Below are 1,847 nucleotides of genomic sequence, written 5' to 3'. Positions count from 1 at the left end.
TTCAAAGATTTTCGCGGATAAATCCGCTTCCACAAAAGCGCGGCTTCTCCTGCAACACGTCACTGGGACATAGCCTTTTTTATGGCGCTGAGCCAATAACTTGCGGCATTAGAGATCAGGCTTTTGTCTGCGCTCTCGACCGCGAACGGCTCAGGCAACGTGCTCAATCGCGGCCAAGGCCCCTGCTACCCCGCCAGCACAGGCCTCCCGTGTGCGACTCTCATCTGCCAAACCTGCCCCGCTTTCGCGGTTAAAGCTATTCCCATCAATTAACGGGCACAAAACCTTTTCAGGCTCTGCCCCAGTTACGCGCTGCATGAGCCGTCACGCGATTATGGGCCTTGACCACAAAACGCACTCAAGGCAACCCAAAGAGCACGCGACCAGCCCACGGCGCCTAGTCGCGAACCGTCACGCGCACGCCTATTGGCGCACCTGACAGGCGGTTGATTTTTTGTGCACAATCTACAAATAAATTGTTTTTAACCCTGTAAACAACTTGTTATAGTCGACGCATTCTGACCGACCAGACAACTTTTAATGGCGCTCGGAAAGAGGCGCCGTGAAGCCTCGTGCAAGCCCATGACCGTATAAAAACAAATGGCAGGCTCTGACATGACCACGACCAGCACCCCGAACGCCACAGCACCGCTTGCGCGCCACCACCCGCCGAGCTGTAAGCCCTTCTTCGTCACCTGCCAGGCCGGCCCGCAGTTGCACAACGCAGCGTCTGGCACCATGCGCAGCACCTGAACGCCCCCTTCTCGCTCCACCTGCCCCTCCCTGCGGCCCGCCGCAGGGCCGAGAAACCTTGTAAGTCCTAAAAATAAGGAAGACCCGATGAACCTGAAGCATCTGCCCCACTGCCTCGCCCTGTCTGCCGGGCTATTGGCCACGCAACACGCCAGCGCCGACGACATGTTGCTGTGGCAAAACAACAGCCTGTCCTACCTGTATGGCGACAACTTCCAGCGCCTCAATTTCAACGACGAGGAGCAGCGCTCGCAGACCACCTTCACCTTCGAGCACGCCAGCGGCTGGGCCTGGGGCGATGTGTTCTACTTCCTCGATTACATCCGCGCGGACAACACCCAATCGCGTGGCAGCTTCGCCAACGGCACCTTCGAGCAACACGATAAAAGCAGCTTCTACTACATGGAGTTCTCGCCGCGCGTCAGCCTCAGCTGGCTGACCGGCCAAGACCTTTCCGTCGGCCCGCTGAAAGACGTCAAAGCCGCGTTCACCCTGGAAAAAGGCGAAGGCGGTCCCGGCACCGAGAACTACCTGTACGGCATCGGTCTGGACTGGGACGTACCCGGCTTCGCCTTCCTCAACACCAACCTGTACCGGGTGAAGATCAACAACCACGTGTTCTTCGCCGACCAGGACAGCAACGGCTACACCACCCAGCTGACCGTCGCCGGCGCCTACCCGTTCGCCATCGGCGAGCAGGACTTCGTCGTCGATGGCTTCGTCGACTGGCGCGCGCCATCGAAAGAAGCCAACACACAGACCTCGGTCGGCTCCTCGATCCAGGTCAAGTGGGACGCTGGCAAAGCGCTGTTCGGCGAAGAACGCACGCTGTACGTCGGTACCGAAGTGAACATGTGGCACAACAAATACGGCATCAAGCCTATCGACGGCTCCACCGACGGTTTCGACCAGACCGCCGTGCAAGCACTGGTCAAATACCACTTCTGATACAGGCAACGAACTTGACCACCGCCGGTAGGGGCGGAGGTCGGGTAAAGGGGGAATGACGCTCGCGTCATTCCCCCTTTTTTTGGCTGCGTGCCCGTTAACTGTTGATGCAGACCGCCTTCACGTGGGAGCGGCTTTAGCCGCGA

General features: G+C 58.8%; 2 protein-coding genes. Both read left to right on the top strand.

The window, feature by feature from the left end:
- Positions 1–615 precede the first annotated feature (615 nt).
- Entirely contained in the window at positions 616–753 is a 138-nt protein-coding gene (locus B3M58_RS00600) for a hypothetical protein (protein ID WP_296216606.1), read from the top strand.
- Positions 754–840: 87 nt separating this feature from the next.
- The gene (locus B3M58_RS00595; RefSeq protein ID WP_296216605.1) at positions 841–1,701 is read left to right on the top strand and encodes an outer membrane protein OmpK; all 861 of its coding nucleotides are present in this window, start codon (positions 841–843) and stop codon (positions 1,699–1,701) included.
- Positions 1,702–1,847: the final 146 nt, after the last annotated feature.

Origin of the sequence: Pseudomonas sp. UBA2684 (genome assembly GCA_002354655.1) — a bacterium.
GTDB lineage: Bacteria > Pseudomonadota > Gammaproteobacteria > Pseudomonadales > Pseudomonadaceae > Aquipseudomonas.
Note: the sequence above shows the minus strand (reverse complement) of the source record. Positions and strands in the feature narration are given on the sequence as shown.

Coding starts and splice junctions, on each gene's coding strand:
- B3M58_RS00600 (WP_296216606.1), top strand. CDS start 616: ATGACCACGACCAGCACCCCGAACGCCACAGCACCGCTTGCGCGCCAC.
- B3M58_RS00595 (WP_296216605.1), top strand. CDS start 841: ATGAACCTGAAGCATCTGCCCCACTGCCTCGCCCTGTCTGCCGGGCTA.